The sequence below is a fragment of the Pseudescherichia sp. genome (genome assembly GCF_031979925.1).
Lineage (GTDB): Bacteria > Pseudomonadota > Gammaproteobacteria > Enterobacterales > Enterobacteriaceae > Pseudescherichia.
The window spans coordinates 244,128-270,768 of the sequence record NZ_DALZFB010000003.1 but is presented as its reverse complement, the minus strand read 5'-3'; the positions used below and the strand labels follow the sequence as shown (position 1 = coordinate 270,768).

Below are 26,641 nucleotides of genomic sequence, written 5' to 3'. Positions count from 1 at the left end.
CTTATTCCTTCAGGCGACGCATACGTAGCCAGCTTTGCGTGGCGATGTCATCCCCCCCTTTTTGTTCACGGCTGGCCTGCTCGCTGGCAACGCTCTCCCGCTGGGTATCAAGAGTCAGCGCGACAATCTTCTCCTGACAGGCTGCCTGCATAAGCTTCTTTTGTATCTGCTGGGCTTTAATGTCTGCCAGCGCTTTCTCCTGCTCCTGCCACTTCACGACGCGCAGCAGGCTGCCTTTATAGCCCGCCATATTGCTCAGCGTCTGGGTGCAAAAATGGGGTAACTCCTCGGTACGGGTCTTCTGCATTAGCTGCCCCAGCGCTTTAATGTTGTTCTCGTGCCGGGTAGCGACCTGCCGCTGCTGGGCCAGCGCTACCGTGGTGCTCTTCACAATGCTGTCACGCAGGCGCTGAAGCTGGACAAGCGTCTTAATTTCCTGCTTCATGACTTATCCTTCATGACCTGAAGAGAGGGGAATAGCGCGGCAATTTGCGCCTGTACCTGCGCCATGTCGGCTGGCTCCTCTACCTGCTGGCGCAGAAAACGTTCAATGGCCGGAAAACATTTCACGGCTTTATCGACCTGCGGATCGGCGCCCTCGACGTAACCGCCGAGCGGAATAAGAGGTTTAATCTCCATATAGGCGGCATAGTATCGCTTGAGCAGGCTAACAGCCTGCTGATGCCAGCCGGGGGTGATTTGCGTCATGCAGCGGCTGATCGACTGGCCTATATCAATAGCCGGGTAGTGTCCGGCCTCGGCAAGCCTGCGGGTCAGGACGATATGGCCGTCCAGTACCGCCCGCGCGCAGTCAACGATGGGATCCTGCTGATCGTCCCCCTCCGCCAGCACGGTATAGATGGCGGTCATCGATCCGCTGCTGTCACTGTTGCCCGCGCTCTCTACCAGCCGGGGGATCATGCCAAACGCCGAAGGTGGATAACCTTTGGTGGCCGGTGGCTCACCTAACGACAGGGCGATTTCACGCTGGGCCATCGCGTAACGGGTTAACGAATCTACCAGCAGCAGTACGTCAAAACCCTGGTCGCGAAACCAGGCGGCAAGCGTATGGCATAGTTCGGTCGCCTTCAGACGCATCAGAGGCGACTCATCTGCTGGTGCGACAACGACGACAGACTTAGCCAACCCTTCATGGCCCAACGACCGATCGATAAACTCTTTTACTTCGCGGCCTCGCTCACCAATCAGCCCAACGACCACAATTTGCGCTTTGGTCTGGCGGGTGATCATACCGAGCAGCACGCTCTTGCCGACGCCGCTGCCTGCCATCAGGCCGACCCGCTGGCCTTTGCCGATAGTCAGCACGCCGTTGATCGCCTTTACGCCAACGTCCAGCGGCTCGGCTACGGGGCGGCGGGTCAACGGGTTGACCGTCGGCGCAACGGGAGGCAGCGTCTGTGTGCCGCCCAGCCTGCCTTTGCCATCAATTGGCTCGCCCAGTCCATTAACTACCCGGCCAAGCCAGCTCTCACCGACCAGCAGGTGTCGGGCCTTCTCTTGAGGAAAGACGCGTGCGCCAGCCATTAGCCCGCCAGGCTGCCTGAACGGCATCAGATAGGTTACCTCGCGATCGAAGCCAACCGCCTGGGCATCAATAAATCCACACTCCGCGCTTTCAATGCGGCAGAACTGCCCCGTCGCCAGCTGACACCCCACGCTCTCCAGCAAAACGCCGTTCATGCGTACCAGCCTGCCCGCCACCCGGACCAGGGGGATCGACTCAATGGAACGCAGCGCGTTATCAAAGGGGTGCGGGTTGTTCATCGCTCTCACCCGGGGTCAGCGTCTCTTTAAGAACCGTCATGCACTGCTCCAGCCGATGCCCACAGCCAATATCCAGCTCGGATGCCTCGGTCACAATACGGCACTCGCCCGTAGAGAGATCCGCTGAGGCCACCAGCCCCCATGCGGTCACCTTCTCCGGAGCCACGCTCTGAATGCGGTTAAACTCCTCTACGCTCAGGCAGACCTTCAGCGGCTCCGGCACGCTGGGCATGGCAGCGATCGCCTCTTCCACCAGCGCAAGCAGCTGGGTTGGCTGTAATGCCAGCTCGCAACGGATCACCTGGCGGGTCACTTTCTCCACCAGCTGCAATAGGTCCTCACGCTGCTTGCGCTGAATGTGGGCAAGGTAGTCGTTTAGCCTGTCAGCAATCGCCTCCAGCGGTTGTGCGGCCTGGGTAAACTCCGCCAGACCAGCCTGCTGCCCTACGAGGCTGCCCTCGGCATAGCCTTGTCGGTAGCCCTCCGCCTGCCCTTTAGCCTGCCCCTCCCGAAAACCGGTCTCCTGCCCTTCGCTTACGCCTTCTGCGAACCCCTTCTCCAGCCCCTGCTGATAGCCGTCCATAAGCTGGCGCTGAAAGTCGGCGCTTCCCGTGCTTGCGCCCGATAATGCGGCGTGCCGCGGCGGAAAGCGGTGGACCCGGTAACGACCACGTAGTGTCTGCATTGGTTATTCTCCCTTACTCCGCCGTCTGCTCGGCGAAGAGCTGAAGCTGGATCTCTCCCGCCTCCTCTAGCTCCCGGGCGGCGGCCATGATTTCACGACGGACTTGCTCAATTCGACTGATGGGAACGGGCCCCAGGCGCGCGGTAATAGTTTCCAGCTGCTGTGCCTGACGTTTTGGCATCACTGCAAAAATAGCGCGCCGCAGCGGTGGCTCGGTGCCTTTCAAGGCTACGGCCCACTCCTCCATGGGTATCTCGTCGAGCAGACGACGGCGCACCTCTTCGCTCTGCCGGCTCAGAATAAAGAAGTCGTACATCTCATCCTGAAGCTGCTCCAGCACGCTCGCATCCAGCTCACGCAGCCGATCGAGGATCTGCTGCTGGTTGCCCTGAAAGCGGTTGACGATATCCGCCGCCTGCTTAATGCCTTTTACTTTCGACCCGTGCTCGGAGAGCACCGACAGGCCGCGCTCAATCAGACGATCCAGCTCATCAACCACGTCACGATTTACGTCGCTGAGTCTGGCAATGCGATAGAGAATTTCGTTCTGCACGGCATCGCTCATATAGGTCAGCACCGTGGCGGCGATCTCCGGGGTTAAAAAGGCCAGAAAAACGGCCTGCAATTGAAGATGCTCCTCGGCGATCAGCACCGCCAGCTGACGAGCATCTACCCACTGCAGGCGTGCCATACGCGAGCGGATCTCATCCCCGTAGATGCCGTTGATCACGCTGCTGGCAATTTCACCGCCGAGTGCCTTATTGAGGATCCCCTGCAGCATCACGCGCGATGCGCCATTGATCCCGCTCTGCTCACGGAATTCGTCGAAAAAGTTGTTGATCACCTTTCTCGCCTGGCTGGTTTTCACGCCGGAGAGGCGCGCCATATATTCGCTCAGGCGCACCACCTCTTCGCGGCTCAGCTTTTGCATCACCGTTGCCGCCGCCTCTTCGCCAAGGCACAGCAGCAGGATAGCGGCCTGCTCAAGATAGGTGGCGCTGCCCGGGCTTTTACTTACTGTCAATTCGCTCATTGCTGGTAATCCACTGTCTGATCACTTCGGCGACGCGATCGGTATCGCTAATCGCCAGTTTTTTAAGGAACTCCAGCTTGGTTTCGAGACCAGAGCTCTGGGCTGGCAGCGCATCGTCGCCGGAGAAGGAGGGTAGCTCTACGCCTCTGCGCTCTTCGTCGTCCTGCGTCGCTGAAAGCGCGGATTCACTGCCGCCTGTGGCCGCTACCGGTGCTGGCTGCGCTTTACGCGTGGCGATAAGGTGTTTCACCAGCGGACGCACAACGAGCAGCAGAATCAATAGCAGCAGCACGCCAGTACCGCCGAGGCGGCACCACGCCAGAATGTCGCTGTTCTGCCACCATTTCACTGGCGGCAGCACGGCTCTCTCTTCCGGCACGAAATGCATCAGCGAGAGCGACAGCTTGTCGCCCCGGCGCTCATCAATACCGGCGGCGTTGTTCAGCATGGCGGTAACCTGTGCCGTCTGCTCTGCTTTCCACGTTTTAACGGCGGCGGCATCCTGATTAAGTACGACGGCAACGTTTAAACGCTTAAGCTCAAAGCCAGGATGCTGGATATGCGCAACGGTACGGTCATAGCTGTAGTCTCGCTGGCTCTCCGTATGTGTCGACAGGGCGTCGGGCGTCTTCTCCGCCCTGGCGTCCGGCGTTTGCGCCGGGGTAGCTTCCGGTGGCCGGTTACTGAGCGAGCCGGGAATGCCGATGGCGAGACGATCGCTGCTTTTATCCTCTGAGCTTTGCTCCCGGTTCACCTTTGGCGAATCGCCAAACCGCTCTCGGGTCTCTTCGACGAGGCTAAGATCCAGTTCGGGCATAACGCTAATGCGAAAATTATTTTTACCCACCAGCGTGGTCAGCACGTTGGCCAGGCTGGCACGGGTTTTATCCTGAATGCCGCTGAGTAATTCACTCTCTTTGCGGCTGCCGGCCGCTGGGTTGGCGCTGTCCGCGATCCCTTCTGAAAGCAGATTTCCCGCCTGGTCAACAATGCTGACCTGCGCTGGCATTAGCCCTGGTACGCTGCCGCTGACCAGGTGAATAATGGCGTTGACCTGCTCCCGGCTTAAGCGACTGCCGTAATGCAGGCGCACCATGACCGAGGCGCTATTTTTGGGTGTGTCGCTAATAACAAACGAGCTCTCTTCATTCAGCGCCAGATGAACACGCGCCGTTTCGACGGCATCCAGCGACATGATGCTCTGTGCCATTTCGCCTTCCAGGCTGCGCTTATAGCGAATGTTTTGCACGAACTGGCTGCTGCCGAGCACCTCGTCTTTATCCATCAGCTCATAGCCCGCCGGGCTTATCGCCTGCACGCCTTTACCCGCCAGCGTCATCCGGATACTGGAGAGCTGGGCTTTCGGGACCAGAATCTGCCCGCTGTCTGGATCGATGCGGTAGGCAATCTTCTCACCGTCCAGCACCGTGATGACCTGTGAAAGCGGCAGATGCTCCTGGGAACCGAACAGCGCGGTATAGCCGCCGCTGCTATGCCACAGGCCGCCAACAATGGCAGCGGTGAGCAGAAGTGCGCCCCCCGCCAGGGCGATCCATTTACGATTTCCAGGCAGTAGAGACGGCAGCGCCGTGAAAGCCTCACTCACAGAGGCAAACAGTTTCTTTTTCATCGCTTATATGGACATATTCATAAGATCGTTAACGCCGCTCGCCACTTTATTTCTGACCTGGACGAGTGCCGAAAACGAGAGGGACGCCTGCTGGCTGGCCAGCATTGCGCCTACCAGATCGTCGCTCTGGCCGCTGCTGACCGCATTCTGCCGGGCGCTGGCAGCCTGCTGCAGGCTATCAACGCGCTCAAGCGCATTACGCATCACCTGATGGAAGCTTATGTCGGAGAGTGATCCACCGTTCGGCGCACCATTGGCGATGGTTTGAGCGGAAAGAGGTGACGCAGCGGCAAGGTGCCTCATCTGGCTCATCTCCTGCTGCATCAGGGAGAGAGAGGGATTAAGGGTAGTTTTCATCTCGTACTCATTATCTTAAAAAATAGATTTGGCAATTCAGAGTGTTATCTCTATACCATGCTTGCGCATTGAGGCGAGCCGGTAGCGCAGCGCGCGCGGCGTAATGCCTAAACAGTCCGCAATTTGTGTTCGATTGCCCTGGTATTTGCGTATCAGGTCGGCAATGTAGTGATATTGCGCGATGCGCCCGTGCCGCTGTAAATCTTCCCGGCTGGCGCTGGCAGGCAGGTGCAGGCTAGCTGCCGCCGGGCTGCCAACGGTCTCTGCGCCTGGCGTAAAGGGGAGTCCCAGTACACTGGCGTGGATAATGCCGTCCTGGTTTAAAATCATGCCACGCTGCATCACGTTTTCGAGCTGGCGCACGTTGCCAGGCCAGGGGTATTTCATCAGCGCTGTTTTTGCGGTTTCCGACAGGCGGATATTTTTGCCAATCGTGTGGGCATATTTTTTTAAAAAAGAGTCAGCTAGCGGCAATATATCCTCAGGCCGCTCGCGTAATGGCGGAACGGTAATAGGTACAACGGAAATGCGATAAAAGAGATCTTCGCGAAAGCGCCCTGCGGCCACCTCGGATTCAAGGTTTTTATTGGTGCTGGCAATAAGGCGAAAGTTGAGCTTTATAGCACGGTGGCTGCCCAGGCGTTCGACCTGACGCTCCTGCAATACGCGGAGAAGCTTTGCCTGCAAGGCCAGCGTCATATCACCGATTTCATCCAGCAGCAGCGTGCCATTATTTGCCATCTCAAACTTCCCTGCCACGGCGTTAACCGCACCGGTAAAGGCCCCTTTCTCATAGCCAAATAACGTTGATTCAAGCATCGACTCTGGAATAGCGGCACAGTTAATGCCAATAAAAGGCGCGGTACGATCCTCGCCAAATGCCATCGCGTGGATATATTTCGCGACGCACTCTTTACCCGCTCCCGTTTCACCAAGAAGCAGCACTGGAATATTAAAGCGGGCAACGCGCCTGGCTAAAGAGAATGTTTTAATGCTGGCAGGCGCCTGGGCAATAAAGTTCGGCATGAGTTTCTCGCAGTTACGAATGTCATCTCCATGCGAACTTAACACCGTGCTTAAACTTATTTTATAATAAACAAAATAAAAAATAATTAAATCATTAAAATCAATCACTTATAAAAATTAATCAAGAATTTCAAAAAATAATAAAACAGCAGTTAAGACAAAAATAACTGTTTAATAATAGTTATATCAGGCGCCTCCATTGTATGATAAATACATCTTTGCTTAAATAACAGCGCGCATATTGCAGAACTAATAATCATGCCATCCAATTACTGGATAGCGACAACTTTAGTGCATAACTTAAATAACAATGACTTTTTCTTGCCTGGCCCCTGCTTTAAAAAAGCAAAGTGGCCTGGCGGTCATTCGGTATTCACGACAGAGAATAGTTTCCATGCTGAAGTACAGCCAAACCGCTGCAATAGCTAATCTTGATAGCCACCGCCTTGGCCGTCCTTACCACCGCTTGCCCAGCCTGTTTATGAGCAAATTTGACATTCTGGAGTCGCGTATAGGTAACTACTTTCTAAAAAAGCACCGCTCGAATTTAACGCTAAAAAAAATAGCGTGTGCGGTCGATATCAATAATAAGAGTGCCGATCTGCTGGTATCAGGCATGGGTCATCTGGCTTTCGATATAGACCGACCGCTTCTGTTAACGATCCTTAATAATTTCTACGGTCTTGATAGCCAGGAAGATGAGAGCAGTCATCGCGCCCGACTACCGACAAAAACCGAGGGGCGTCTCCGCACCCGGCTGGCGCTCGATCTCTGCCATATTCTGTTTCATCAGGAGACATGGGGCCTCCCGCTAACCGTCAAAGCAGATAACAGCACCATTATTAGCCAGTGGGCCTACCAGCTCACCTTTACCCTTGGCGACGACGAACACAGCGGCTTTCACATTCTGCTGGATAACGCTCATACCGACTGTTTCCTTGACATGCTGCGCCAAAAAGAGCGACCTCATACAGATACCAGCCCCGTTGACCGAAAAAACAGCAATCGGGCCGTGGTAAGTAAACTGATTGAAACCCTACCTCTGAGCCTCAATGTCAAAATTGCCGCACTGAGCATGGACGTTGCTTCGCTGACCGCTATCAGAGCCGGAGATATTTTCCCGCTTACCCTACCCGATACCTTCCCGGTATTTATCGGGCAATCACCGCTGTTTAATGCGCTGATTGTTGAAGAGAACGACAGACTCTATCTGTCTGATATTACGCCTACTGTTCCTGAGAAGTCCTATGAATAACCATGCCGATCCCCTTGACCAGGGCTTTGAACTAGCCCCTGAGAGTGCCGTACCATCCGATGCGGCTCCTGCCCATAACGCGCCAGCGTTAACTGACTCTATGGCGCTGCTCAAACGTATTCCCGTCACGCTGACGCTGGAGGTCTCCTCCGTTGAGGTGATGCTTGCCGATCTGCTGAATATTGATGACGACACGGTCATTGAACTTAACAAGCTGGCCGGAGAGCCGCTGGATATTAAGGTTAACAATATCCTGCTGGGCAAGGCCGAAGTGGTGGTGGTCAATGAAAAATATGGTCTGCGGGTGATTGAGTTTAATACCCGTGATATTAACGAACTGACATCATGATACGTCCTGTCCGCCTGCTGCTGGCCGGAAGCGCTCTGCTGGTCCTCTCCCCTGCCGTTTTGGCTCAGGGGGGCGATATTTCACTGCTGCACGTCGTCAACCACGGCGATACGCAGGAGTACAGCGTCAAAATCCAGATCCTGATCCTGATGACCCTGGTTGGCCTGCTGCCGACCCTACTTCTGATGATGACCTGTTTTACGCGGTTTATCATTGTGCTCTCGCTGCTGCGTCAGGCGCTGGGCCTGCAGCAGACGCCACCGAACCGTATTTTAATCGGCATCGCACTGGTGTTAACCATGCTGGTGATGCGTCCCATCTGGCTGACTATCTACGAGCAAGCGGTCGTGCCTTTTGAGCAGGATGAGATAACGCTGCCCCAGGCGTTGGAGACCGCCAGTGCGCCGCTCAAACGCTTTATGCTGGCGCAGACCAATAAAAAGGCGATGGCACAGATTATGACCATTGCTAACGCCCGGGGTGAGGCGCAGCAGCAGGATCTCTCTATCATCGTGCCCGCCTACATGCTTAGCGAGCTCAAAACCGCCTTTCAGATTGGCTTTATGATCTACATCCCGTTCCTGGTTATCGATCTGATTGTCGCCAGTGTGCTGATGGCGATGGGGATGATGATGCTCTCGCCGCTGATCGTCTCTCTGCCATTTAAGCTGATGGTTTTCGTGCTCATTGACGGCTGGTCACTGACCATCGGCACGCTGACGGACAGCATTCGCGGGCTGGGGCTGGGATAATGAACGAGGTACTGCCATGTTGACTGTCGATACCGCTGCCGATCTCGTCGCCAGCGGCATTAAGGTTGTGATTATGCTAGTCTGCGTGCTGGTCATTCCCAGCCTGTTAGTGGGCTTGTGCGTCAGTATCTTCCAGGCCGTGACCCAGATTAACGAACAGACGCTCAGCTTTCTGCCGCGGCTTATCGTTACGCTGATCGTACTTGGCGTCTGCGGAAAGTGGATGATCGTACAGCTGAGCGATCTCTGTACCCATCTCTTCGCCCAGGCCGCGCTGATGGTGGGCTAAGATGAGCCAGCTTGACGTCATCCAGTTCAGCCACCTGGCGCTGGGGCTATGGTATCCCTTTGTGCGGATCATGGCCTTTCTCCAGTATGGGCCGATATTCGACAGTAAAGCCTTTAGCGTGCGCATCCGTATTATCATCGCGCTGGCGCTGGCCGTTATCCTGACCCCGCTGGTGCACCCGCCCGTGCCCCAGGGGCTGCTGAACCTGCACACGATTATCCTCACCGTCGAGCAGATCCTGTGGGGGGTGCTGTTTGGCTTAATGATGCAGTTTATCTACCTTACGCTCCAGCTCGCCGGGCAGATCCTCTCTTTCAATATGGGTATGAGCATGGCGGTGATGAACGATCCCAACAGCGGGGCATCAACCACCGTGCTGGCAGAGTTCATCTACATCTACGCGGCGCTCCTTTTCTTTGCCGTAGATGGTCATCTGCTGCTGGTGAGCATCTTCTACAAAGGTTTTATCTACTGGCCGCCAGGCAATGCGCTGCTGCCGCAAACGCTGCGCAGCGTCTCGCTCGCCCTGGGCTGGGTATTTGCCTCCGCGACGCTGCTGGCGCTGCCAGCGACCTTTATTATGCTGATCGTCCAGGGCGGCTTTGGCCTGCTTAATCGTATCTCCCCTGCGCTTAATCTCTATTCGCTGGGCTTTCCCATCGCGATGCTGGCCGGGCTTCTCTGCTTTGCCGCTCTGCTCTCTACGCTGCCCGATCACTATCTACAGCTGGTTAATCGGGTGCTGTCAGAGTTTGATGCCCTGCGGGGGACGCATGGCTGACGCGGCAAGTGACGAGAAGACAGAAAAACCCTCGGCGCTGAAGCGGCGTAAGGCGCGGGAAGAGGGGCAGATCCCTCGCTCAAAGGATATGGGTCTTGCTGCCAGCCTGCTGGCGGCCTTTATCGTCGTCAGCAACAGCTTTCCCTGGTATCGCGACTTCGTCTATGAAGCTTTTCTGACCGTGCACCAGTATGGACAGCATATCGGTGAGCCAGAGATTCTGGGCCAGTTTTTACAGCACAATTTGCTGATCCTGCTTAAGTTCATTCTTACCCTTACGCCCATGCCGCTGGCGGCGCTTTTCGCCTCGTTGATACCGGGCGGCTGGATCTTTTCGCTAAAAAAGATCTTTCCCGATCTCAGCAAAATCAGCCCGCTGAAGGGCATAGGCCGCCTCTTCGCTAGCGAGCAGATTATCGATGTTGGCAAGATGATGCTCAAAAGCCTGCTGGTTCTGCTGCTGCTGGCGGTCAGCCTTCGCCATCACTTCACCGCTTTTCTCGATCTGCAAAGCCGCTACTTTGCGCCTGCGGTTAGCGAAGGGCTATCGCTCTATAGGGACGTCATGCTGAACGTCGTGATGCTGTTTATCCTGTTTGCCCTGCTCGATGTCCCGCTGGCTAAGCATATGTTTACCAAAGGATTGAAGATGACGAAGCAGGAGGTGAAGGATGAGTACAAAAACCAGGAGGGCAGTCCGGAGATCAAAGCCAGAGTACGCCGACTACAACGGCAGATGGCGCTGGGGCAGATCCGCCGCGTGGTACCGCAAGCCGATGTGGTGATAGCTAACCCCACCCACTTCGCGGTGGCGTTGCAGTATGACCAGGCGCGGGCGGCGGCCCCGTTTGTGGTGGCCAAAGGCACCGACGAGGTGGCGCGCTACATTCGCGAGGTAGCCCGAGAGCATCACATCGAGGTGGTGGAGTTTCCGAAGCTGGCCCGCGCGGTCTATTACACCACCCAGATTAACCAGCAGATCCCTTATCAGCTTTTTCGTGCGATCGCTCACGTCCTGACCTACGTCCTGCAGCTTAAATCCTGGCGGGCAGGCATGCAGGAGCGACCAGTGCTCAACCGTCATATTTCCATTCCGAAAGAGGTCCTGAAGCAGGATGCAGAAACAGATTAAACACGTGCTCACGGCGCTGCGCAGCAGTCGGCCCGGCGTTCCGTTACTTTTACTGGCTATTCTGGCGATGGTGATCCTACCGCTGCCGCCCATGCTGCTGGATACGCTCTTCACCTTTAACATTGTGCTGGCAGTGCTGGTGCTGCTGGTCAGCGTCTCAACGAAGAGGCCGCTCGACTTTAGTCTGTTCCCGACGGTGCTGCTCATTACTACCCTGATGCGTCTGACCCTCAACGTCGCGTCGACCCGCGTGGTGCTGCTGTATGGCCACGAGGGGATCGGCGCGGCGGGCAAAGTCATTGAGTCCTTTGGCCAGGTGGTCATCGGCGGTAACTTTGTGGTCGGGTTCGTGGTGTTTATCATCCTGATGATCATCAATTTTATCGTGGTGACCAAAGGGGCAGAACGTATCTCTGAGGTATCGGCGCGCTTTACCCTGGATGCCATGCCGGGTAAACAGATGGCAATCGACGCCGATCTCAACGCCGGGCTGATTAACCAGACCCAGGCGCAGACCCGGCGTAAGGAGGTGACCAGCGAGGCGGATTTCTATGGCGCAATGGACGGTGCGTCAAAGTTTGTGCGCGGTGACGCCATCGCCGGGATGCTGATCCTGGCCATCAACCTGATTGGCGGCGTCTGCATCGGCATTTTTAAATACGATCTGAGCGCCGAGTCCGCTTTCCAGCAGTATGTGCTGATGACCATCGGCGATGGCCTGGTTGCGCAGATCCCCTCCCTGCTCCTGTCGACGGCGGCGGCGATTATCGTTACCCGCGTTAGCGACAGCGGAGATATCTCCAGCGCCGTTAAAGCGCAGCTGCTGGCCTCGCCGGCCACAATCTACACCGCCGGTGGCGTAATGTTCGTACTGGCCATCGTGCCAGGGATGCCGCATCTCCCCTTTCTGCTCTTCTCCGCCCTGCTGATATTTACCGGCTGGCGACAGAGCAAACGGCCGCAGGCGGCGCAAACGGACGAGAAGAGCCTTGCTACGCTGAGCAAGGCGCTGACGGAAACCTACGAGCAGCAGGTTAGCTGGGAGACGATCCCGCTGATTGAGCCGGTCAGCCTGAGCCTTGGCTACCGTCTGGTCTCGCTGCTGGACAAAGCCAACGGCAGCCCGCTGACCCAGCGCATACGCGGCCTACGCCAGGCGCTCTCCGAGAGCAACGGCTTGCTGGTGCCGGAGATCCGTATTCGTGAGAATTTCCGCCTCAAGCCGACCCAGTACGCTATCTATATCAACGGCATTAAAGCCGACAGCGGCGATATTCCCGCAGACAGGCTGATGGCGCTGCCCTCGGCGGAAACCTATGGCGAAATTGACGGCGCGCCGGGAGCCGATCCGGCCTATGGAATGCCCGTCACCTGGATTACCGCAGGACAAAAAACCAAAGCGCTCAATCTGGGCTATCAGGTTATCGACTCGGCGAGCATTATCGCCACCCATCTCAATAAGGTTGTGACCCGCTTTATCCCCGACCTGTTTAACTATGACGACGTGACGCAGCTGCACAACCGCCTTGCCTCGCTGGCACCCAAGCTGGCGGAGGACCTGGCCAGTGCCCTGAACTATAGCCAGGTGCTAAAAGTCTACCGGGCGCTGCTTACCGAGCGCGTCTCGCTGCGCGATATTGTGACCATCGCCACCGTGCTGGTTGCCAGCAGCGCGGTAACTAAGGATCCGATTTTGCTGGTCTCGGACGTGCGCCTCGCCCTGCGCCGCAGCATCACTCACGGACTGGTGCGTAATGAGGAGCTGGCGGTCTATACGCTAAATAACGATCTGGAGAATCTGCTGATCGGGGTCGTTAATCAGGCGCAGCAGAGCGGAAAAGTCATGCTCGACAGCGTACCGCTCGATCCCAATATGCTAAGCCAGTTCCAGCAAAATATGCCTCAGGTTCATGAGCAGATGAAGGCGGCAGGCAGAGAGCCGGTGCTGCTGGTTGCTCCACAGTTGCGTCCGCTGCTGGCCCGTTATGCGCGTCTGTTTACCAGCGGCCTGCAGGTGCTCTCCTATAACGAAGTACCGGATGAACTGGAGTTAAAAATTCTCGGTACGCTGAGTTAACCAGGCGTACGGACGGTGCTGTTCAGCAGGATGCGCTTCCCACCTAAGAAGCGCGACTGCCAGAACGCGTCTGACAGGTCGCTAATGTGGATCTGCTCCCCGGTGCGCGGCGACTCGATAAAGCGGTTGTTGCCGAGATAGACACCAACATGATCGGCTTTATCACGGGAGTGAATACCAAAAAAGAGCAGATCGCCGCGTTTGAGATCGTTGTCCGCTACATCCCGTGCCTGCCGGTAGTGATACATTTCGTTGGCGGTCCGCGGCAGCCTGGCCGCCAGCAGCGGGTTAAAGGCGTAGAAGATCAGTCCACTGCAATCAAAGCCCTCCTCCGGCGTTTCGCCCCCCCAGACGTAGGGCTTGCCAAGCTGCGCCTGTAAACGGCGTATCGCTTTTTCAACTACCGACTGAAGATGCAGGGAGCCTGCTGGAAACGGTGTGGCAAACCACTCGGGGTGGCGTTGTAAAATGGCACGGTTCTGCGCACGCAGTGCGGCTTTTGCCTCACTGCCGCCGCGGATCACCGGCGTTGGCGCAGGACGTTTCGCCTTTACCTTCGCCAACAACAGGCGGTTCTGCATGCGCTGGCGAGGGGTCGTTTTGGCTGCTGCACCCGGCGGTAACGAAGCCGCGACGATAGCGGTGATAAGTAGCCCAGCCAGCAGCGGCTTAGTCAGGCACATGCATTGCCCGTAGAGGGGAGACCTGTTCCAGCTTGCTGGCCAGCGGCTTAACGATCTTCTCGCCCTGTGCGCCGAAGAATTGATAGAGCGTATCGGAAGCCGAGTGGGTTAGAACCATAATCTCTATCCGCCGGTTGTCCGCTCCCTGTGGATTATGGGCATCCAGCAGCATACGATCGGCCATCGCGCTGACCTGCATCACTTTATCCTCCGGCATCCCCGCCTGCTCCATGACCCTCCGGGCAGAAAGGGCACGATCCCCGGAGAGGTTCCAGTTGTTGTACCCCGCACCCTTGTAGCGCATCGCATCGGTATGGCCGGTAATAATCAGCTTGTTATCGAGCGAGTTGAACACCGGCGTCAGCTCGGTCAATAGCGAGCGGAAGAACGGCATTATAGTGGCGCTGCCGCGTTCAAACATGCTGCGCTTCTGGTTATCCTTAATCAAAATACGCAGCCCCTGCGGAACGATCTCCATCTCAAGATTGCTCTCCATATGGGCCTTCAGAGCAATCTCGTTGATGCTGTTGGCCAGCTCCCCCAGCTCCCGCGCCGATTTTTGCTTCATACGCATTGCCGCATTGCTGGCCTCGCGCATTTTTTCCCGCTGATTTTCATCGCTGCGGGCTGGCCGATCTTTATCGCTCTCTCGCGCCTGTTCGCTACCGTGGCTACCGGTGGCCAGGGTGGCGACCTTCCGGGGAAGATGACTGAGCGGGGCCATACCGCCGCCAAAAAAGATGGACTGTCCATGCAGCGCAGCCACAATCTCTTCCCGATCGGTCTGGCTGACGCTGTTAACAATCCACAGGGTCATAAAGAGCGCCATCATGGCAAGGGTAAAATCGGCAAAGGCCACTTTCCAGGCACCGCCGTGGTGACCGGCATGGCTCTTTTTGATCTGCCGACGAATAATCGTGGTCTTTTTTCCGCGATCGCGTCGGTTTGCGGTCGCCATTACTCCTCCTCCTCCAGCATGGCGTTCACCCAGGCATCAAGGTTGGCAAAGGTGGGCTTCGACGCCAGGTGCAGCAGCTTGCGGCCGGCATCCACCGCCAGCAGCGTTGGCTTGCCCCCGGCCTGCGCCACCAGTACGGTGCGTACGCACTCGAGCAGGGAGTGCTCGGCTCGCGCCTGCTGCTCCATCGCATTCGCCAGCGGATCCATAAAGCAGTAGCAGAAGAAGACACCCAGAAAGGTGCCCACCAGCGCAGCCGCTACCTTGAGGCCGATTAGCGCAATCGAGCCGTCGATGGACTGCATAGTGATGATGATCCCCAGCACCGCCGCGCAGATACCAAACCCGGGCATCGCCTCAGCCGTACGCTGCAGCGAGCGCGAGGGCGTCAGCAGCTCCTCCTCAATTGTCTCCAGCTCCTGGTCAAGGATCCCCTCCAGCTCATGGGCATCAATCTTCCCCATCGCCATCAGACGAAAGTTATCGGCAATAAACATCACCAGCCGTTTTTGTTTTAATATCAGCGGGAATTTCTGGAATATCGTACTCTCCTCCGGCTGCTCAATATGCTGGTCAAGCATGCGTAGCCCACCGGTTTGTACCATTTCGAGCAGTTCATACAGGCACATTAAAAGCTGACGCTGGAATTCAGCGCCGAGTTTTTTCTTGCTAATGACGCCTTTTATCTGGTGAGCTATTTCACGCAGCACGTGTAGCGGGTTGGCAATAATCATCGATCCGATGCCCGCCCCGATAATGATCATAATTTCTGCAGGCTGCCAGATCGCCACCAGCTGACCACCCTCAACAAAATAGCCGCCAAAAACGCAGCCCAATATGATTAATAATCCTAATATTTTTTGCATGAATGTTCCGCAACGGTTAATGAGAGAAGAAATAATCGCGTAGCTTCTGCGCTATCTTTTTATTGAGCTGACAAATTCTGGCTTCGGTCAGGTTAAGCACCAGGGCAATCTCTTTTAAATTCATATCCTGTTGATAATATAAAAAGAGGATCTGCTGCTCTTTCGATGACAGAGTTTGCAACGCCCGGCTCAACATATGCTGGGTAATAACGTGATCCTCCAGCCCTTTTCCCTGCAGCGGCAGTTCGCTATGCCCGTCACTTAGCAGCTCATCCAGGCTCTCCAGCACGTCGGCACCCTCCAGCGCAAGATACTCCTGATACTCTTCAGCGCTTACGCCGTCAGCTTCCAGCTCGGCAGGCTCCGGCTCGCGCCCCAAAACTTTTCGCCGCTCACGGATCAGATCTTTAATGTGATAAAACTTTTGCCGAAGCTGCCGCGGGCGCCAGTCAAGGCGTCTTAGTGCATCCAGCACTGAACCGCGAATACGCTGCACGGCGTAGCCGCCAAACCCCTCATCAGGCTTACCATAGCGGCGCAGGGCATCCAGCAGGCCGATAAGCGCGATCTGCTGCATGTCCTCTCTCTCCATGACGCAGCTGCACTGCGGCGCAAGCTGTCTGACGACCTTACGAACCAGCGGCAGATAGGCCTGCAAATAGTGGCTCTCCTGGGATGCCGTTAGCGGTGGCAGGGGCTGAAACGCCTGCATCTCATAGGCGGCTGGCATGGTCTTTTTTCCGGTTTATGCCACTCATTACTGGAAAACCAATTTATTAATTAATATATCAGTATAGCGTCCAGGGGTAGCTCTCTTCTTCAGTTCACGATTTAACGCAGTAACAAGCAGAGATTTTATTTCACTGATTTTAAGCGCACGTACCTGCTCATACTTGATATCCGCCAGCGTGGTTAAAATAATGCTCTGGTAAAGCGGCTCATCGGCAAGGATTTTTTTGGATGCCTCCTCACTCTCTGCCACCATTGTTAACGCCAACAGCATATAGTGATCCTCTCCAGCAGCATCGCTAAGCGTAATGACTGACTCTTTTAATGAAACGAAAATATCGTCTTCATGCTGCTTTTTCTTTTCCGTCGCTCTCTTTTCTACGGGGCTTTCAACAGCGGGCTTGTGCGTCTGCATATAATTAAAAACGATCCATGCCGCACCACCGCCCACGATAATAAAAAGCACCGCGCCAACAAGGCTGGCCAAAACTATTTTTTTCATTCACTTATCACACTTTAATTAATACGGAGTCGCTCGATTTCAAACCGGCCTCTTCAGTCTCCAGCTCGACGGCGGAGATTATCTGCGTGGGAGATTGCTGGTTATCGCGCTGCCGTTGCGACTGAGACTGCGACTGACCATCAGGGGAGACCTGTACCTCTACCTGCACAAAGTTCTGCTGGGTGAGCTGGGCCCGCAGCGCATCACCGCACTGCTGTAGCGTGCGGCAGACGTCCGCCTGTGACGCGCCGATATGCACCGTCAATTTGCCTGCGTCGAGCTGAATGGCGATCTCCAGCTTGCCCAGCGACGGCGGATCGAGACGGATGGTTGAGATCTGCTGCTGCTGACCGAGCTGAAAATGGATGTTCTCTTTAAGCATGTGGACAAGCGCCTCACCCCACTGCGCGGCACGGGTATCCACATGGATCATACGCTCCGGCTGCATCTTACCCGGTAGAAAGCGCACATCGTCGGCGATAAAGCGGGTATGGGCCGCCAGCGAAGCGGGCTCTACTCTGTCATGGCTACGTTTTTCACCTGGCGCATGGTGCAGCGCAGCGGGCCGCTCTGGCCGGGGAGACTCAGCCTGGCGGCCTAACGAGGCTATCGCGGGTAAATTATCGGCGGTCAAACGGACCTGCTCCGCTAGCTGCTTCGGGGTTACAGCAGCGGCCTGCGTTGGCAGTGCGACTTGTGCTAACTGCTTTGATACCTCAGGCTGTGCCCACTGCGCCGCCTGCGGCAGCTTCTCTATCGCGGCGGGTCTTTCGGGCATCAGCAGCACGGTCATTAGGGTCTCCAGTGCATGGGGTACCGTCTCATCTTTCTGGGCATGTTTAGTCTGCTTTTCGCCAGGCATATGCTCTTCTGCGTCATCGCCCCGCGTTTGCAGCCGCTCCCGAAGCGCATTTTGCACCGCTTCCGGTAGCGTGAAGAGCTGAGCCTGCGGGCTTCCCTCCTCGCGCGGCTGAATGGACGCCGATGCGAGACGCTGGGCCAGCGCACCGGTGATTAAGCTCAGCGTATTCATGGCTGCTCCGACAGGATATTGACCAGCGAGTAGGCCAGCACGCCTTCACGCTGCTGGCGATGTTTTTCCATCCGCGCCTGCAACAACGCTGCCCGTTCGCTTCGCCGGGCGATGATCTCGCCGTAGGCCTGGCGCAGCCGTGCCTTAAGCGCCTCCAGCTCCGCCTCCGGCGGCTGGCTCGCGCAGTACGCATTGAACAGCGTCATCAGGCGGGTATGCAGTGCAGGCATCCTGCGCCAGCGCTGTTTATTCAGCGCTTCGTTCATCGCCTCCAGCAGCTCAGCAATCTGCTTATTTACGGTTTGCGTTTCCATCGGTTAACCCAGCTTTTTCGCCAGCCCCTGCCAGCCCTCATGCAGGTTGTTCAAAATCAGCACAACCTCGTCTATTTTTTGCGTATTGAGTTCGCTGCTGGCTTCATAGAGGCGATAGACACAGTGGTCATAAAGCCGCGCCAGATTCAGCACGAGCTCGCCGCCGTTTTCAAACTCCAGCGAGCTGGTCAGCGCATTAAGGATGTCGATGCACTTGTTAATGCTTTTGGCTTTGCGGTCGTAGCGTTTATGCGTAATATGACTTTTGGCACGCTCCAGCTCCTCCAGCAGTCCGGTGTAGAGCACCAGCACGAGATCCAGCGGTGATGCCGAGGCCGTGCGGGAGGCGAGATCGATCTCTTTATAGTGGCCATAGCCGTTTTCGGATGCATACATAGCGTGAAGTCCTCCTTTTCCGTATTGCTCAGGCAAATGCCGCCATGCTGACCTGCATCGAGTAGATTTCAACCATCGTGGAGGTGTACTCCGCCAGATAGCGCTCGTAGGAGGCGTTGTAGGTCTCCTTTACCTGATCAACTTCGCGGGTGAGCTTGTCCTGCTCTTCACTAATAGCGTCCTGGCGCTGAATGATGATGCCGCTGTTATCGTCGAGATACGTCTCCATCACGCTATCGAGCTGAGCGGTCATGCTGTCGTCGCCAACGAACAGCGAATTCAGCCCCTCCGGGTTCTCCGCCATCGCCGCGCTAAACTGTTCGGAATCAATCTGCAGGTGGCCCTCTGCGTCAAGCGCGATGCCGTAATCGAGCATTGAGACGCCGTTATAGGTGGCATGAGTGATGCTCTGGATCTGGCGCTCAAGCGAGGAGATACCCGCATCGCCAGCAAAGGGCCCCGCCGCCTGGCCGTTACTGCCAAAAGTGGTTAACGAATCGAGGGTATCCACCAGTGTGTTGTAGGCATCGACAAAGGTCTGTACCTTCTCCTGCGAGGCCGACGCGTCGTTCGCTACGGTAAAGGTGATGGGACCATCCGCTTCTGAGGTTTCAGCAAAGGTGATCGAGACGCCGGGAATAAGGTCGGTATAGGTGTTAGATCCGCTGGTGATCTCTACCCCATCCTCCGGCGTGCTACCGAGATAAATGACAGAGTCCTGCGCAGCAGAGAGATCTTTCTGGGCGCTCATATCGGCGGCAAAGGCCGAGCTGGGATCGATGCCGCTGGTAGAGACCGTAAAAGCATGGTCTTGCCCGGTTTCATCGGCGGTAAGCATCAATGTTGTCGAATCACCGGTGTTAACCAGCGTGGCGGTCACGCCAGGATTATCTTCCGAATCATTAATCGCATCGCAGAGTTCACTCACCGACACGCTGCCGTCAGCGTTGCCGTCTGCCTGGGCGAGATCGATATCCATCTCGCTGTCGCCCATGGTAATCGTGAACGTACCGCTGCTGGGGATATCGCCGTTGGCGATATTGAAGGTGCTCTGCTGAGCGGTCGCCAGCTGCTGCACATAAAACGTATAGGTGCCCGCCTGCGCTTCGGAATTCGCTGTCGCCGTGGCAGCGTCGTTGTTTGCCTTAACCGTATTCACCACCGGGCCGCTGGTATCGCTGTTCAACGCATCTACCGCCGACTGGAACGACGTCAGGGCGCTATCCAGCGTCGATAGCGCGGAGCTTTCGGTGTCCAGGTCGGTTTGCTGGCGTTGCAGCTGGCTCGCCCGGGTGGAGATATCCATTAGGGCAAATTGTTTAGCCATTGTTTGCGGATTTATCATCGTCGCTCCATTTAGTTGCAATCAGGCTTAGCAATAACAGTGCCAACTTTATCTACATGAATTTAATAGATTAATTAATCAGAAAGGGAAGTAATGCTTCCGCAGGTAGGGGAAAGACTATTTCCCCTGGAGCCATAGCAGGCAAAACAACCACACCGCCTGAAAGCGGTGTGGTTGAGTAAACGTATTCGCTTATTGCAGCAGGCTGGAGACCATTCCGGACATGCTGTTGGCCTGTTTCAGCATGGTGATGCCGGTCTGCATCAGCACCTGCTGTTTCGACATGTTTGAAGCCTCCGTGGCATAGTCGGTATCCATAATGTTACCGATCGCCACTTCGGTGTTGTCCTGCATGCTTTGCAGGTTGGTGGACGTGCTGCTCAGACGGTTCATGGTGGCACCGAGGGTTGACTGAATGCTGCCAACTTCATCCATGACGCCCTGCACCGAGCTGATGGTGGCATTTGCCGAATCCAGCGTCATCAGTTCGGTACCCGCTGTGGCGGTGCCGCCTGCGCCATCCGTACCATAATCGCTGCTAAAGGCCGCGCTAAGGCTGCCCAGATCCGTTGCCAGCTGGCTGACCTGCGAGGAGATATTAATGGTGATCTGATCGGAAGACTGAGAGCCGACCTGGAAGGTCACGCCAGACGCGCTAGTGAACAGGCCGTTTTCTGACTTATTGAACAGGTTAGTGCCGCCGTTGGTGGTGTTCTGCAGCATGTCGGACATCTCCTGTCCCAGCTCGTCGAACTCCGACTGCATGGCTGCACGGTCATCATCGCTGTACGTTCCGTTCGATGCCTGGGTCGCGAGTTCGTCCATGCGTCCCAGAATATCGTTCATCTCGTCAAACATGCCGTCTGCGGTTTGCAGCATGGCGGTAGCATCGGCGATATTACGCTGCGCCATGGCCATACCGTCCGACTGGGTCTGCATACGGTTAGCAATCTGCTTCCCTGCGGCATCGTCCGCTGAAGAGTTGATACGGTTGCCGGTTGCCAGGCGCTCCATGGACTGGCTCAGTGAGGCGTTGCTTTTGTTGATGGCGTTGACTGCCGCCATAGAGGCGGCGTTGGTATTAATAGATAACATCGTTCTGCTCCTTGAATGCATGGATCTCAGTTGAGTACAGAACTAAAGCGGCGCACATCGGAAAAAATTAAACAGGCGGGAAAATTTTTTTTGCGGGGATGAAAAGAGGATTCAGGGCGTCAGCGCTCGACGCCCGCACTATTACTTCGCCAGACCGCTAAACTGCCCCAGCACGCGATCGAAAATCGCCAGCCCCTGCTGGATCTGCTCCGCATTGATGGTGCACGGCGGTACCACGTGAATACGGTTCTCTACCACAAAGGGCAGCAGCCCGCCGTCGATCAGCGCCTGCTTGATAGCGCCCATGTCAGCGGCGGCCACCGGCGTCTTGCGCTGACGTTCGGTTACCAGCTCGATGGCCTGGAACAGCCCCCGGCCGCGCACGTGACCAATCAGAGCATGCTTCTCCGCCAGCGCCAGCAGGCCAGGTTGCAGCACGCCGTCACCCATTTCTGCCGCGTTCTCCACCACCCTCTCCTCTTTCATGGCGTCGAGGGTGGCGACAATCGCTGCCATCGCCAGCGGATGGCCGGAGTAGGTTAATCCTCCGGCAAAAAAGTGGTCGTCAAAGTAGCGGGAGATGGGTTCAGAAATCAGAACCCCACCCGCCGGGACGTAGCCTGAATTCACCCCCTTGGCGAAGGTGATGAGGTCCGGCACGATGCCGTCATGTTCAAAGCCAAACCAGCGCCCGGTGCGGCCAAAACCCGCCATGACCTCATCAATGATGAGAATAATACCGAACTCGTCTGCCAGCGCGCGTACTCCCTGCATATAGCCCTTCGGCGGTACCAGAATACCTGCCGTGCCGGGGATTGACTCCAGCAGAATAGCGGCAATCGAGGAGGGGCCTTCCACTTCAATCATCCGACGTAGGTGGGCCAACGCTCGCTCGCACTCCTCCTCTTCCGTGGCGGCGTTGAACTCGCTGCGGTAGAGGTAGGGGTTAAAGAAGTGGACGTGGCCGCGGGAGTACTCGTTCGGCACGCGCCGCCAGTCGCCGGTAGCGGCAATAGCGCTGCCGGTATTGCCATGGTACGAGCGGTAGGCGGAGAAAATTTTATCCCGTCCGGTATAGAGCCGGGCCATGCGAATGGCGTTCTCATTGGCATCCGCTCCGGCGTTGGTAAAGAACACCTTACTGAACCCTTCAGGGGCCAGCTCAACGATACGCTTTGCCGCTTCGCCACGCATCAGATTGGCGGTCGCCGGGGCGATGGTGACCAGCGATTCCAGCTGGGCCTTCATTGCCGCCAGCACGCGTGGATGTTGATAGCCGATGTTGACGTTGACCAGCTGGCTGCTGAAGTCGAGCCAGCTGTTGCCGTCGTAGTCCCACAGCTCGCACCCCTCTGCCCCGGCGATGACCAGCGGATTGAGGTTGCCCTGAGTTGACCAGGAGTGAAATACATACGAACGGTCCATCTGACGTACATCGTCATTATTCGTTAGCGCCATCTCGTTCTGAAGTGCCAGTTTCATGCCCTGCTCCTTTAATACCGTTGTCGTTGGGTTCATCATGCGGCGGACACGCAGCGGGCAGATAGAGCCAGTCCGCTTATCACGCTGTGACAAGGGTGTCACAAAATGCAGGCAAAACTGGCCCTGTGTCGGGCCAGCCGCTGTTTCTATAGTGGGATCCTGAACCGAACAGGAGAACGAGATGACAACAGCAACGAAAGTGGCGTTTATTACCGGGGCAACATCAGGCTTTGGCGCGGCCGCAGCGCATGTGTTTGCCCGCGCGGGTTGGGGCGTGGTATTAAGCGGACGACGTATGGCCCGGCTGGAGGCGCTGAAAGCCGAGTTGGTGGCGCATGTGCCGGTACATATCATTGAGCTGGACGTGCGCGATAATGCGGCGGTGAAGGCGGCCGTCGCGAGCCTGCCGGAGCCGTTCCGGGATATTACCGCGCTGATTAATAACGCCGGGCTGGCGCTCGCCCCACAGCCTGCCCAGGCCGTCGAATTGCAGGACTGGCAGACGATGATCGACACCAATGTTACCGGGCTGGTTAACGTCACCCACGCCCTGCTGCCAACGCTGATCGCCCACGGCGCAGGGGCGAGCATAATTAACATCGGCTCCATTGCCGGGCAGTGGCCCTATCCCGGTAGCCACGTCTACGGCGCGACCAAAGCCTTCGTGAAGCAGTTCAGCTACAACCTGCGCTGCGATCTACTTGGTACCGGCGTGCGGGTGACCGATCTCGCGCCGGGCATAGCCGAAACCGAGTTTACCCTGGTGCGCACCAAAGGCGACCAGGCCGCCTCGGACAAGCTCTACGGCGGCACCACACCGCTCACGGCGCAGGATATTGCCGAGCAGATGTTCTCTATCGCGACCCTGCCGGACCATATGAATATTAATCGGATAGAGGTAATGCCGGTGCGTCAGGCCTGGCAGCCGTTTGCGATTGACCGGGATTGAATTGATGGGACACCCCGGTAGCGCTGCACTTACCGGGGGTACAGTACATTTAACGGCTAGTCTGCAAAAATTTGCGTACCCGCTCGGAGTCCGGATCGGTAAAGAACTTCTCCGGCGAGGCCTTCTCGATCAGCAGACCTTTCTCCAGAAACACCACCTCGTTAGAGACCTGGCGGGCAAACTCCATTTCGTGAGTCACCACCACCATGGTATAGCCCTCGGCAGCGAGGGATTTCATCACCCCCAGCACCTCACTGACCAGCTCCGGATCGAGCGCCGAGGTTGGCTCATCAAAGAGGATCACCTCCGGCGACATCGCCAGCGAGCGGGCGATGGCCACGCGCTGCTTCTGCCCGCCGGAAAGGGTGATCGGGTAAACATCTGCCTTATGCCCCATCCCCACCTTCTCCAGCTGCTGGCGGGCAATCTCGTTAGCCTCGTCGCGTCTCATCCCCTTCACATGCAGCAGCGCCTCGGTAACATTCTGCTGCACGGTCAGGTGTGGCCAGAGGTTAAAGCTCTGAAATACCATGCCGACACGCTCGCGAATGCGCGACAGCTCCCGGTGCGACATCGCCCTGCCGCTCTGCTCGTCCACGCCGATGCGCTGGCCGCTGATGCGCACCTCGCCGCGATCCGGCTGCTCCAGCCAGTTCATGCAGCGCAGCAGGGTCGATTTGCCGGAGCCGGAGGAGCCGAGAATGCTCACCACCGTGCCCTTCTCCACCGTCAGGTTGATATCCCGCAGCACCTCCACGTTATCAAACTGCTTGGAGAGATTCTTTACGCTTACCGCCGTTGTCTCATGCATGGGTCATTCCTCTTCTGGCACCGTAGACGCTCAGTCGCTTAATCAGCAGTTCCAGCAAGATGCTGATGGCCCAGTAGAGACCAATCGCGACAATAAATGCATTAAACGGAATAAAATAGGTCGACTGCACGCCGTTAGCCGCCGCGGTAATTTCCTGCACGGTAATAATGCTCAGGAACGCCGTATCCTTGAGGCAGATAATCAGCTGATTGCCCATTAGCGGCAGCGACGATGAAAATATGTTGGGTAAAATAATACGGCGGAATATTTTATAGCGGGAGAAGCCCTGAGAGATCGCCGCCTCAATATAGCCAGCAGAGAATATGCGCCGCTGGCTGCGCAATATTTCAAAGAAGTAGGCTCCGTGATAAATAACCAGCGCCAGCAGCCCTGCGCTCCAGGCCTCCATGCTGATGCCCAGCTCCGGCAAGCCATAATAGAGCAGGTAGGCGAGGATTAAAAAAGGGATGGCGCGCATCAGGCTGACGAAACCGATAATAAGTCGATCGACAACGCGATTCTGATGCTCCATGACGTAGCAGAGCGCAGTACCTATCGCCAGGCCAACCACGGCGGCGATAATAAATAGCTCCAGCGTCGCCAGCAGGCCGTTAAAAAAACTTTCCCGCGCCGACCATACGATACTCCACTGATCCATAGATCCTCCTGCTGTTAACGCGCCAGACGTTTAGCTTTGCGTTCCGCCATGCTCTGCAACTTCAGCAGCAGGCCGATAATCACCACGTAGAGCAGACCGGCGGCGAGGATCGGCGACAGCGGCTCGTAGGTAACCGATGAGATACGGTTGGTGACACGGGTCAGATCGACCACGCCGATGACCGCAATCGCCGGACTGCCTTTAATCAAAAAGGACATCTCGTTAACCAGCGCGGGCAGGCTCTCAATCCACATCTGCGGCAGCATAATGTAACGAAAGTAGGTCCAGCGCCGCATCCCCACCGACTCGGCGGCCTCCCGCTGGGCGCGGGGAAAATTGCGGAAGGCGTTGCGCCAGATCTCGGCGTTAAACGCCGAGGTGTTGAGGGTCAGGGCAACAATCGCCGCCAGGGTTTTATCCATGTTAATGCCCAGCGTCGGCAGCGACAGGAACAGAAACAGCACCAGCGTCACCAACGGCGTGGCGCGGGCCAGGCTGATGTAGGTCACCAGAATCTGATCGACGATGGGGATCTTCATCATTCTGATAAAGGCGATGACCAGACCTGTCACGACGCCAAAGACGATTGCCAGGCCTGAGATCCAGAGGGTCGTCCATGCGCCTTCAATCAGTAACTGCCATGCCATTGAATCCATGTTGCCCTCCTCCGTTAAGTTACGCGCTTATGATCCGGCTAGCTTATGGAACTGCTCAGCGCTGGTGATCGGCTCGTTAGGCAGATCGTCGTAGGTTTCGCCAAACCACTTCATCTGTAACTCTTTCAATCTGCCGCTTTCCCGCAGGTGATTGATAAATTTGGTCATGTAAACCAAAAGCTCCGGCGAGTTTTTCGGGATAGGCCAGGCCATATAACCTGGGCCAGATACCGCCAGCCCTTTGGCGAAGACCTTTGGCTTGGCCTTCACCAGGTCATTCACCGAGATCACCACGTTGATCACGTAGTCGAGGCGTTTGTTCGCCAGATCGGCATAGGCTTCCGGGTAGGAGGGATACTCCACTACCGGGCCGAGCTTGCCGCCCTCTTTCTCCAGCATCGTCTTCAGCTCGGGCAGACGGGCAAGCAGCGCGCTTCCGGCCTGTACGCCCACTTTTTTGCCGCTGAGATCTTTAATAGAATTCAGCCTATCGTCACCCGCACGCTTAACAAAATAGTGCTGGGCAGAAGCCCACGGCGGCGTGAAATTAAATACGTTAAGGCGCTCATCGGTAATTACCGCTCCGGTCAGCGCCATATCATATTGCCCAGTAGAGACGGCGGCCAGCAGGCCGGTCCACGGCAAAATACTCTGGTCGATATTGAATTTGGCATATTTTTTCAGCTCGTCGAGCATGTCCTTGTTAAAGCCGTCGCTCTTACCGTCGGTCATAAAGTTAAACGGCGCATAATCATCTTCGGTAGCGACTTTAAACGTTCCGGACTTTTCAATTTCAGGTAAATCTCTGGCTACCGCATGGTGGGAAAATGCCATCACCAGGATTGCTGCAAGACAATATTTGCCGATAAATTTTTTCATCGTTCCACCTTAAATTTATATGCCAGGCGATTACCGCCGCGACGTTTATGTTGCTGCAATAACCGTGCCGAATTAACGTAACGCCCGGTTGCTTGGGATGCGTTTTTACAATAGGGAGGCTTTAGGCATTCTGA

The 26,641-nt window shown here is 56.3% G+C and carries 30 protein-coding genes; 8 read left to right on the top strand and 22 right to left on the bottom strand.

Features of this window, described 5'->3' with window-relative positions:
• Position 1 precedes the first annotated feature (1 nt).
• From RTM13_RS07560 to RTM13_RS07530, 7 genes are read right to left on the bottom strand one after another with little or no spacing between them, the layout of a single operon-like run.
• A complete protein-coding gene (locus RTM13_RS07560) occupies positions 2-445 on the bottom strand; it encodes a flagellar FliJ family protein (protein WP_312211413.1) in 444 nt (147 codons plus the stop codon).
• On the bottom strand, positions 442-1,785 hold the full coding sequence (fliI, locus tag RTM13_RS07555; RefSeq protein ID WP_312211412.1) for a flagellar protein export ATPase FliI: 1,344 nt from the start codon (positions 1,783-1,785) through the stop codon (positions 442-444). The genes RTM13_RS07560 and fliI overlap by 4 nt, the downstream gene beginning before the upstream one ends.
• Positions 1,763-2,470 (bottom strand): flagellar assembly protein FliH, encoded by a 708-nt coding sequence (gene fliH, locus RTM13_RS07550; RefSeq protein ID WP_312211410.1) that lies wholly within the window; start codon positions 2,468-2,470, stop codon positions 1,763-1,765. Before fliH ends, fliI begins: the two co-directional genes overlap by 23 nt.
• Positions 2,471-2,483: 13 nt before the next feature.
• Positions 2,484-3,503, bottom strand: a complete 1,020-nt coding sequence (locus RTM13_RS07545) for a flagellar motor switch protein FliG (RefSeq protein WP_312211408.1) — start codon at positions 3,501-3,503, stop codon at positions 2,484-2,486.
• Positions 3,481-5,133, bottom strand: a complete 1,653-nt coding sequence (gene fliF / locus RTM13_RS07540) for a flagellar basal-body MS-ring/collar protein FliF (protein WP_312211407.1) — start codon at positions 5,131-5,133, stop codon at positions 3,481-3,483. The genes RTM13_RS07545 and fliF overlap by 23 nt, the downstream gene beginning before the upstream one ends.
• 3 nt (positions 5,134-5,136) lie before the next feature.
• On the bottom strand, positions 5,137-5,490 hold the full coding sequence (locus RTM13_RS07535) for a flagellar hook-basal body complex protein FliE (RefSeq protein ID WP_312211406.1): 354 nt from the start codon (positions 5,488-5,490) through the stop codon (positions 5,137-5,139).
• A 36-nt stretch (positions 5,491-5,526) separates the two neighbouring features.
• Positions 5,527-6,516 (bottom strand): sigma-54 dependent transcriptional regulator, encoded by a 990-nt coding sequence (locus RTM13_RS07530; RefSeq protein WP_312211404.1) that lies wholly within the window; start codon positions 6,514-6,516, stop codon positions 5,527-5,529.
• A 394-nt stretch (positions 6,517-6,910) separates the two neighbouring features.
• Here RTM13_RS07530 and RTM13_RS07525 point away from each other — a divergent pair, with 394 nt between their 5' ends.
• Genes RTM13_RS07525 through flhA form a run of 7 tightly spaced genes read left to right on the top strand, consistent with a single transcriptional unit; the run spans position 6,911 to position 13,151 of the window.
• Positions 6,911-7,771 (top strand): FliM/FliN family flagellar motor switch protein, encoded by an 861-nt coding sequence (locus RTM13_RS07525; protein ID WP_312211403.1) that lies wholly within the window; start codon positions 6,911-6,913, stop codon positions 7,769-7,771.
• Positions 7,764-8,120 (top strand): FliM/FliN family flagellar motor switch protein, encoded by a 357-nt coding sequence (locus RTM13_RS07520; protein WP_312211401.1) that lies wholly within the window; start codon positions 7,764-7,766, stop codon positions 8,118-8,120. The genes RTM13_RS07525 and RTM13_RS07520 overlap by 8 nt, the downstream gene beginning before the upstream one ends.
• Complete coding sequence (gene fliP / locus RTM13_RS07515) at positions 8,117-8,872, top strand: flagellar type III secretion system pore protein FliP (protein ID WP_312211399.1); 756 nt, start codon at positions 8,117-8,119, stop codon at positions 8,870-8,872. Before RTM13_RS07520 ends, fliP begins: the two co-directional genes overlap by 4 nt.
• 16 nt (positions 8,873-8,888) lie before the next feature.
• Positions 8,889-9,161, top strand: a complete 273-nt coding sequence (locus RTM13_RS07510; protein ID WP_312211397.1) for a flagellar biosynthetic protein FliQ — start codon at positions 8,889-8,891, stop codon at positions 9,159-9,161.
• Position 9,162: 1 nt separating this feature from the next.
• The gene (fliR, locus tag RTM13_RS07505; RefSeq protein WP_312211395.1) at positions 9,163-9,942 is read left to right on the top strand and encodes a flagellar biosynthetic protein FliR; all 780 of its coding nucleotides are present in this window, start codon (positions 9,163-9,165) and stop codon (positions 9,940-9,942) included.
• Complete coding sequence (locus RTM13_RS07500; protein ID WP_312211394.1) at positions 9,935-11,074, top strand: flagellar type III secretion system protein FlhB; 1,140 nt, start codon at positions 9,935-9,937, stop codon at positions 11,072-11,074. Before fliR ends, RTM13_RS07500 begins: the two co-directional genes overlap by 8 nt.
• Entirely contained in the window at positions 11,058-13,151 is a 2,094-nt protein-coding gene (flhA, locus tag RTM13_RS07495) for a flagellar biosynthesis protein FlhA (protein WP_312211393.1), read from the top strand. The genes RTM13_RS07500 and flhA overlap by 17 nt, the downstream gene beginning before the upstream one ends.
• On the opposite strand, the gene RTM13_RS07490 is transcribed toward flhA, so the two are convergent.
• The 11 genes from RTM13_RS07490 to RTM13_RS07440 form a co-directional block, all read right to left on the bottom strand.
• A complete protein-coding gene (locus RTM13_RS07490; RefSeq protein WP_312211392.1) occupies positions 13,148-13,834 on the bottom strand; it encodes a C40 family peptidase in 687 nt (228 codons plus the stop codon). The genes flhA and RTM13_RS07490 overlap by 4 nt on opposite strands.
• Positions 13,821-14,792, bottom strand: a complete 972-nt coding sequence (lafU, locus tag RTM13_RS07485) for a putative lateral flagellar export/assembly protein LafU (protein WP_312211390.1) — start codon at positions 14,790-14,792, stop codon at positions 13,821-13,823. The genes RTM13_RS07490 and lafU overlap by 14 nt, the downstream gene beginning before the upstream one ends.
• Positions 14,792-15,658 carry a flagellar motor stator protein MotA gene (motA, locus tag RTM13_RS07480; RefSeq protein WP_312211388.1) on the bottom strand — a complete coding sequence of 289 codons (867 nt, stop codon included), beginning with the start codon at positions 15,656-15,658 and terminating at the stop codon, positions 14,792-14,794. Before motA ends, lafU begins: the two co-directional genes overlap by 1 nt.
• A gap of 16 nt (positions 15,659-15,674) precedes the next feature.
• Positions 15,675-16,388, bottom strand: a complete 714-nt coding sequence (locus RTM13_RS07475) for a FliA/WhiG family RNA polymerase sigma factor (protein WP_312211385.1) — start codon at positions 16,386-16,388, stop codon at positions 15,675-15,677.
• Positions 16,389-16,415: 27 nt separating this feature from the next.
• On the bottom strand, positions 16,416-16,889 hold the full coding sequence (fliL, locus tag RTM13_RS07470) for a flagellar basal body-associated FliL family protein (RefSeq protein WP_312211383.1): 474 nt from the start codon (positions 16,887-16,889) through the stop codon (positions 16,416-16,418).
• Between the two features lie 7 nt (positions 16,890-16,896).
• On the bottom strand, positions 16,897-17,922 hold the full coding sequence (locus RTM13_RS07465) for a flagellar hook-length control protein FliK (RefSeq protein WP_312211382.1): 1,026 nt from the start codon (positions 17,920-17,922) through the stop codon (positions 16,897-16,899).
• Positions 17,919-18,236: a flagellar protein FliT gene (locus RTM13_RS07460; RefSeq protein WP_312211380.1), complete on the bottom strand. Its 318-nt coding sequence runs from the start codon at positions 18,234-18,236 to the stop codon at positions 17,919-17,921. The genes RTM13_RS07465 and RTM13_RS07460 overlap by 4 nt, the downstream gene beginning before the upstream one ends.
• 3 nt (positions 18,237-18,239) lie before the next feature.
• Positions 18,240-18,632, bottom strand: a complete 393-nt coding sequence (gene fliS, locus RTM13_RS07455) for a flagellar export chaperone FliS (protein ID WP_312211378.1) — start codon at positions 18,630-18,632, stop codon at positions 18,240-18,242.
• Between the two features lie 28 nt (positions 18,633-18,660).
• Positions 18,661-19,977 carry a flagellar filament capping protein FliD gene (fliD, locus tag RTM13_RS07450; protein WP_312211376.1) on the bottom strand — a complete coding sequence of 439 codons (1,317 nt, stop codon included), beginning with the start codon at positions 19,975-19,977 and terminating at the stop codon, positions 18,661-18,663.
• 192 nt (positions 19,978-20,169) lie between these two features.
• Positions 20,170-21,072, bottom strand: a complete 903-nt coding sequence (locus tag RTM13_RS07445) for a flagellin (RefSeq protein ID WP_312211375.1) — start codon at positions 21,070-21,072, stop codon at positions 20,170-20,172.
• Positions 21,073-21,213: 141 nt separating this feature from the next.
• A complete protein-coding gene (locus RTM13_RS07440) occupies positions 21,214-22,554 on the bottom strand; it encodes an aspartate aminotransferase family protein (protein WP_312211374.1) in 1,341 nt (446 codons plus the stop codon).
• Between the two features lie 181 nt (positions 22,555-22,735).
• On the opposite strand from RTM13_RS07440, the gene RTM13_RS07435 reads away from it, so the two are divergent.
• The gene (locus RTM13_RS07435) at positions 22,736-23,503 is read left to right on the top strand and encodes an SDR family NAD(P)-dependent oxidoreductase (protein ID WP_312211373.1); all 768 of its coding nucleotides are present in this window, start codon (positions 22,736-22,738) and stop codon (positions 23,501-23,503) included.
• A 49-nt stretch (positions 23,504-23,552) separates the two neighbouring features.
• Here RTM13_RS07435 and RTM13_RS07430 read toward each other — a convergent pair whose 3' ends face one another.
• From RTM13_RS07430 to RTM13_RS07415, 4 genes are read right to left on the bottom strand one after another with little or no spacing between them, the layout of a single operon-like run.
• Complete coding sequence (locus RTM13_RS07430) at positions 23,553-24,314, bottom strand: amino acid ABC transporter ATP-binding protein (protein WP_312211371.1); 762 nt, start codon at positions 24,312-24,314, stop codon at positions 23,553-23,555.
• Positions 24,307-24,972: an ABC transporter permease subunit gene (locus RTM13_RS07425; protein WP_312211369.1), complete on the bottom strand. Its 666-nt coding sequence runs from the start codon at positions 24,970-24,972 to the stop codon at positions 24,307-24,309. The genes RTM13_RS07430 and RTM13_RS07425 overlap by 8 nt, the downstream gene beginning before the upstream one ends.
• Positions 24,973-24,986: 14 nt before the next feature.
• Entirely contained in the window at positions 24,987-25,628 is a 642-nt protein-coding gene (locus RTM13_RS07420) for an amino acid ABC transporter permease (protein WP_312211367.1), read from the bottom strand.
• Positions 25,629-25,655: 27 nt separating this feature from the next.
• A complete protein-coding gene (locus tag RTM13_RS07415; RefSeq protein WP_312211365.1) occupies positions 25,656-26,507 on the bottom strand; it encodes a transporter substrate-binding domain-containing protein in 852 nt (283 codons plus the stop codon).
• Positions 26,508-26,641 lie beyond the last annotated feature (134 nt).